The sequence below is a fragment of the Massilia consociata genome (assembly GCF_042432755.1).
GTDB lineage: Bacteria > Pseudomonadota > Gammaproteobacteria > Burkholderiales > Burkholderiaceae_D > Telluria > Telluria consociata.
Genome location: NZ_JBHLWP010000004.1, coordinates 220,193 through 226,730, shown reverse-complemented (window position 1 = coordinate 226,730; position 6,538 = coordinate 220,193). Strand labels below are relative to the sequence as shown.

Here is a 6,538-nt window from a genome sequence, read left to right as displayed (position 1 = left end):
GCCGAACTTCTTCGACAGAACGGTTGCGATTGCAGCCGTCAGGGTGGTTTTGCCGTGGTCAACGTGACCGATGGTGCCGACGTTGACGTGCGGCTTGGTCCGTTCGAATTTTTCCTTTGCCATTTCAGACTCCTAAGATCTAACGATTTTTTTGAGAATTACCAGGCACACCTGACGGACGAGTACTACGGACTGCCGTGCAAAATTCTGGTGCCCTTGACGTGGATTGAACACGTGGCCTCTCCCTTACCAAGGGAGTGCTCTACCACTGAGCTACAAGGGCTTATTTTTTGCGGTTAGAAACACCGCACTAACTGGAGCGGGTGAAGGGAATCGAACCCTCGTCGTAAGCTTGGAAGGCTTCTGCTCTACCATTGAGCTACACCCGCGAGGTACAACCTTTCAATTCCTTCGACTCTTCTTTTGGTGGTGGGGGCTGGATTCGAACCAGCGTACTCAGAGAGGGCAGATTTACAGTCTGCTGCCTTTAACCACTCGGCCACCCCACCGCGAAGAACCGCAGAGTATGAAGCAAGCTCAACGTATTGTCAACTAAGTTTCAGCGGGCTTTGACCGCTTCGCATAGCAGCGTTGCTTCGGGGCGTGATTGTAACGGGAGGGATGCAAAACCACAAGGGTGATTTTGCGGGAATTGCAGGGAATGTTCGAAAAGCCGTTTCGAACATGCATTCAGGCACCAGTTTTTCGGCTCCAAGCATCAAGACGTCATTTCCGCGAAGGCGGGAATCCAAGTTTTTGGCGCACCGTGGGCGCTTTACCGTATGCATCCGGCACCGGACAATGGCATCGGGTTCCACCTTCGCGGGAACGACGGTTTTTCTGCTAACGGAAGAAAAAGAGTGCAGTGGTGCGCGGTCACCCCTGCCCCAGCGCCGCCAGAACCTGCCCCTTGAGCGCCTTGATCAGGGCGGTCTCGTCCGGCGGCACGCCTTCGGGTGCCGTATTGGCGCGGTCCGCATAGAGCAAGCCCAGCTGGGCCTTGCCCACCACCAGCGGCAGCACGATGAAGCTGCGCGCGTCGGGCAGCAGCTTGCGGTGCCACTCGGGCAGCAGGTCGCGGATCTTCGGGCTGGAGGCGTCCGAGATCATCAGGTCGGCATCGTTTTCCATTGCGAGGTGAAACAGGTCGCGCGCGGCGGCGGTGGGGAACGCGAAGCCCGCCTGCAGACGGCTGCCGTCCTCGCCCAGCGCCAGCCGCGCCCGGTACTGCCCGGTGCGCGCATCTTTGAGGCACACGGTGGCAAAACGAAATCCCAGTGCGCCGTACAGGGTTTCGAGTACCGCCAGCACCACGTCGTTGAGCTTGCCCTGTCCGGATGCGCGCAGCTGGGTCACGTCCTGCACGCCTGCCAGCAGCAGCTCGCGGGCGTTCTTCGGCTTGCCGCTCGGGTGGCAACCATCCTGCTCCTGCTCGCCCGCATCGAGCGTGGCCAGCAGCAGCACATCGGGCAACCCGTCCTTGGCCGCCTGGGGTACGGTCTTGGGCGCCGGCTGCATGTTCATGCTCTCCAGCAGGCCGCGCATGCCTTCCTGCACTGCCGCCATCAATTCCTCCATGCGCGCGCCGTCCAGGCCGAGCGCCTCGCCATAGCGTGCCTGCAGGCTCGCCGCCGCCAGGGTACCGGCGGGTTCGTGGGTCTGCGCCAGCAGGCGCGCCACGTCGAGGCCGAAGGAGGCCACTTGGCGCATCCACTCGCCGCGGTTGCCTGCCATCCGTATGCCGGTGGGCGGCAAGGCGGCCTGGGCGCGCACGATCACGTCCGGGATCTTCCACTCGGTGAGCACCGCCTGCGACAGCATGTCGTAGCTGCAGCCGAGGATCATCTGCGAGGCCTGGCCGGCCGTGTGCTTGCCGCCGGCGACCAGGGCCGCGATCTCGCGGTAGCGCTCGTGCTCGTGGCTGGCCACTAGCAGCGGGCCGAGGTTCTTGAACAGGGCGCAGATGGCCGCTTCCTCGGCGCCCTGGTAAAAACTGTGGCGCGCCATCTCGCGCCCCACCAGGCTGGCGCACAGTGCCGCTTCCAGCTCCACGCGTACGCTGCCCGCGTGTTCCGAGCTGTCCAGCGCATCGACCAGCAGCATCGCCAGCGCCGTGGCCTTGACGTTGTCGAAGCCGAGCAACGAGATCGCGCGCGAGATCGTGGTGACCGGCGTGCCGGACGCGGTGCGGTACTGGATGGTGTTCGACAGGCGCAGGATGCGCTGGGTCAGGGCCACGTCCGACACCACGTAATAAGCCAGGTCGTGGGTGCCCTGGTCGTCGCTGGACGCCATCTCGATCACCCGGGCGATCGAGGCGCCGAGGGCGAACATCTCTTCGTCGCCGCACACCTTGTGCATCAAGGCGGCACGCACGCGGCGGGTCGCGCCTTCGGACGGCGCGGAAAATTCGTTCATTACTTATCTGCTTTCCTGGATTGCTTTCTGGACCGGAGCGGCCTTGACGACGCGGCCTTGCCCATTGCGGTCGTATTTCCTGAGCACCTGGTGGTGCAGCGCCGAGAGGGCGCCGAGCTTGGGGTTGCCCGGGTCGAGCTGGCGCACGTTGCCGATCAGGCCCGTCACCTGCTGGCCGAGCCGGTCTTCCCAGCCTTCGTGCTCGAGGCAGCGCAGCAGCGCCAGCGCGGCGTTGAAGGCCACCGAGGGGTTGCTCGGCAGCTTGGCCGCCGCTTCCAGCATCAGGTTCACCGCGCCCTTGTAGTCGCCGCCCCGGGCGCGGGCGGCGCCGTCGGCCACCAGGTCGACCACGTGCTGGCGGCTCTCCTGCGCCAGCGTGCGCGCCAGGTCGGGGAAGCCCGCGCTTTCGAGCACGCCCATGGCGCGCGCCATGCCGGCATCGTTCGACGCGTTGCGCATGACTTCGCGCACCAGCTCGGCGCCGCCCTCTTCCATGTCGTTCTCGAGGCAGGCGCGCGCCAGCTCCAGCTTGAGGTCGGCCGACAATCCGGGCGCCTCCCTGCAGGCGCCCAGGGCGGTCGCGAGCGCCTCGCTCAGGCGCGCCGTGTTGCCGGTGTACTCGTGCAGCAGTGCCGACGAGATCGCGCTGCACAGGGTGGTATTGGGGCGCCCGCCCATCGAGCGCTCGAGGTCGCGGATGACCGAAGCGGCCGCTACCGGATCGCCCTTCCTCACCAGGGTGCGCACCAGCTTGACGTGGTCTTCGGGGTCGCGGAATTCGGAATACCTGGCCTTGGCCAGCACCTGCTTGAGCGCCTTCTCGGCGGCCCCGGTGTCGCCGGCCTCGAAGGCGGTCTCGCCCAGGGTGCGCAGGCGGCGCACCGCGTGCGGCGACACCGCCACCGCATCGGCCAGGACGGCCTGCGATTGCGCCAGGTCGCCGACTGCCGCGTGGGTGCGCGCCAGCCAGTCGTAGGCATCGACGAAATTGCGGTTGCCGTCGACCAGTTCCTGCAGCACCCCCTTGGCTTCGTCGAACTGCCTGCGCAGGAACAGGGTCTTGGCCAGGCCGAGGCGCGCCCAGGCGATGGCCTTGACCTCGATGAGCTGGCGGTAGATCGGCTCGGCCTGCTCGGGCTCGCCCAGGAACATGTGCAGTTCGGCGCGCAGGCGCAGGAAATCGACCGCATGGCGCGGGTGCAGGCGCTGGCCGGCGATGCAGGCCTCCACCGCGTCGCGCTGGTCGCCGGCTTCCATCAGGGTGTACACGGGCATGAAGGCGGCCCGCTTGTCGAGGGCGCGGGCGATGCGTTCCAGCAGCCGGTCGGCGGTAAACGGTTTCAGGACGTAGTCGGTCGGCGCCAGCTCGGCGGCGCTGACGACCTTGCTGTGGTTGCCCTCGGCGGTGACCATGAAGAACATGGTCGCCAGCGGCATCAGCTTGTGGTGGCGCATGTCCTCGAGCAACTGCTGGCCGTCCTGGCCGCCTTCGAGGTCGTATTCGCACAGGATCAGGTCGAAGCTGCGCAAGCCCAGGTGCTTGATCGCCTGGTTCGACGAACTGGCGTGCTCGATGCGCGTGAGCCCGCACATGTTGAGCATGCTGTGCACATTGGCACGCATGCCCGCATGGGGCTCGATGATCAGGGCCGTGAGGCCTTCCAGTTCGTTCATGGGATTCCGTAAGCCTGCGTTGGGCGTGGGCAGCTGCTACATGGGCGCGCCGTATGGACCGCACTGAGCGGTCCAGTATATTACGGCCAGGGAACGAAATAGTTGAATTGGGTAAAGAGGCTGCCCGAACCGGCAGTTGATGCTGGGAAAAAGAGACAGCCGAAGTGGATCAGCCGCCCGGGGAGAAGGCGGCAGCCTGGCGCAGCGGCGTGCGGCGGCCGTTGATGCATTCGGACCTGCCGTCGCCGACGATGATGTTCTGGTAACGGACTTCGTATTTGCCGGCCGTGAGCTTGTCGATCAGGAAAGTCGCGCGCGGCTGCACGAAGGCGTGGCGCACGTTCGAGCGGCGGTCGAGGTCGTACAGCTTGACGAAGATCGGCGAGGCGTTGGCGCTGTTGTCGATCATGACCTGCATCTCGCTGCCGCTGTTGCCGAACGGGTAGCCCGGCAGGTAGCCGGACTCGGCCGGCCACGGGTCGCCGCTCGGCGCCGTCAGGGTCTGCAGGTCGGTGCCGCAGTCGGGCGCCCTGGCCGGCACCACCAGCTGGGTGACGGCGAGCGCCTTGATCTCGGGTGGCGGTTCCTTGCCCTCGCCGCCGAAGCGGCGGGCCCAGCCTTCGGTGCTGGTGTCGGCGCCGAGCTCGTCCGGCCGGGCCTCCGTGACGGCGGCAGTGGCCGGCTCCGGCTTGCCGGCCCAGGCCAGGGCAGGCGGCAGCTTGCCGGGTTCCGGCTCCACCAGCAGCACCGCGGCCGCGGCGCCGGCCACGAAGCAGGTGGTCAGGCCCAGCCACCAGCGCGGGTCGCGCAGCAGGCTGCCGCGCGGCTGCGGTTCCGCAGGGCGTGCCTCCCAGCTTTCCGGGCGGGCGCGGCCGTTGCTGCCGGTCTCTTCGGTACCGGTGCTCTCCAGCCATTCGACTTCCCACTCCTCGGACGCGATCCACTCGTCGTGCTCCTTGCGGCGTACCGGGTCGGACAGGGTGTTGTAGGCGGTGTTGACGATCGCCATGATGCGGGCGGCCTTCTCGTCGCCCGGATTCTTGTCGGGGTGATACTTCTGGCTGAGGGCCTTGTACGCCGCACGAATGACTTCCTGCGGCGCGCCGCGCGCGACCTTCAGGTTGTCATAGTGGGTGTGGATCTTGGCCATGTTGTCAGGGGTACCCGCTGTTGTCGTCCTTGCTGATCCGGTGCGCGTGTTGCAGGGTGGTACAGCTTAGCCGGATTTGTATCCAGAGCGCAAGATGTCAAAAATTCTACAGGCGGTGCGTCCGATCCGCCCGCACGATTGCTTCCGGCAAGTCCACGTCTTTACCGACCACCAATACCTTGAACAGTTCACCCATCTCGGCCGGCGACACCAGTTTCTGCACCGCCTTCGACTGCGGCAGGTAACGCAGCGCATCAAGTGGATCGAGCTCCTGCAGCAGCTCGCCGATGCCGCAGGCAAGCAGGAACGAAGCCTGGTTCATGTAGGCCAGCACCGGCAGCCCGGCGTCCTGGGACGCCAGCGCCATGGCCGTGAAATCGACGTGGGCGGTAATGTCCTGCAGGCCCGGCAAATAAAACGGATCGGGATGGGAATGGTGGCGGTAATGGCACATCAGGGTGCCGCCCATGCGCTGGTCGAGGTAGTACTCGTGCGCCGGGAAGCCGTAGTCGAGCAGGATGGCGGCGCCACGGCCGCCTTTCATCATGCCGGCCAGCGAAGCCATGAAACCTTGCGCCACCGGGTGGATTTCGGTCACGTAGCCGTCGGGCAGCAGCTCGGCATCGGGAATCTGGCGCGCCACCTGCTCCGCCAGGTGCTGCGGCAGCGCTTGCTGCACGAAGGCGAAGGCGCCCTCGTGCACCGTCACCATCTGGCGCTGCCAGCTGCCTTCGTTGCGGACGACGAGTTCCACCGGCATCGCGTCGAGCACCTCGTTGGCCAGCACCACGCCGCTGAAGCTTTCCGGCATGTCGTCGCGCCAGCGGACCTGGGGCAGGTCCTGCAAGGCTTCCTGCTGGCGCGCGCGCAGCTCGCCCGACAGTTCGATGATCGTGTACGAGTTGACCTGCACGCCCATCCGCTCGAGGGCGGCCAGGACGTCGCGCGCCAGCTTGCCGGTGCCGGCGCCGAATTCGATGATGTCGGGCGCGCTTTGGGCGATAATAGCGGCGGCCGCGCGCGCCAGCGTTGCCCCGAACAGGGACGACATCTCGGGCGCGGTCGTGAAGTCGCCGCTCGCCCCCAGCTTGGAGGCGCCGCCGCTGTAATACCCGAGCCTGGGCGCATACAGCGCCAGTTCCATGAACCGTGAAAACGCCATCGCTCCGCCGAGCTGTTCGATCTCGGCGGCGATCAGTTGTTGCAGGGAGTGGGACGCGGCGAGCGCGTCGGGAGCGGGTGCGGGCAGGGACATGCCCGCATTGTAGCGAACAGTTGCCAAACCAGCCTAGATCA

At 66.0% G+C, this 6,538-nt stretch carries 5 protein-coding genes and 3 tRNA genes; all 8 read right to left on the bottom strand.

Going from position 1 to position 6,538, the window contains the following annotated elements:
- Positions 1-123 (bottom strand): GTP-binding protein (locus ACFFJK_RS04185; RefSeq protein WP_227803300.1); only part of this gene is annotated, 123 nt, incomplete at its 3' end.
- Between the two features lie 85 nt (positions 124-208).
- Positions 209-283 (bottom strand) — tRNA-Thr (locus ACFFJK_RS04180).
- Between the two features lie 32 nt (positions 284-315).
- Positions 316-389 (bottom strand) — tRNA-Gly (locus ACFFJK_RS04175).
- Positions 390-424: 35 nt separating this feature from the next.
- A tRNA-Tyr gene (locus tag ACFFJK_RS04170) sits at positions 425-509 on the bottom strand.
- Positions 510-876: 367 nt separating this feature from the next.
- Positions 877-2,418, bottom strand: coding sequence for an HDOD domain-containing protein (locus tag ACFFJK_RS04165; protein ID WP_379677854.1), 1,542 nt, complete (start codon positions 2,416-2,418; stop codon positions 877-879).
- Positions 2,419-2,421: 3 nt separating this feature from the next.
- Complete coding sequence (locus ACFFJK_RS04160; protein ID WP_379677853.1) at positions 2,422-4,092, bottom strand: response regulator; 1,671 nt, start codon at positions 4,090-4,092, stop codon at positions 2,422-2,424.
- A gap of 169 nt (positions 4,093-4,261) precedes the next feature.
- Positions 4,262-5,242, bottom strand: coding sequence for a J domain-containing protein (locus ACFFJK_RS04155; protein ID WP_379677852.1), 981 nt, complete (start codon positions 5,240-5,242; stop codon positions 4,262-4,264).
- A gap of 106 nt (positions 5,243-5,348) precedes the next feature.
- Positions 5,349-6,497 carry a class I SAM-dependent methyltransferase gene (locus ACFFJK_RS04150; protein ID WP_379677851.1) on the bottom strand — a complete coding sequence of 383 codons (1,149 nt, stop codon included), beginning with the start codon at positions 6,495-6,497 and terminating at the stop codon, positions 5,349-5,351.
- Positions 6,498-6,538 lie beyond the last annotated feature (41 nt).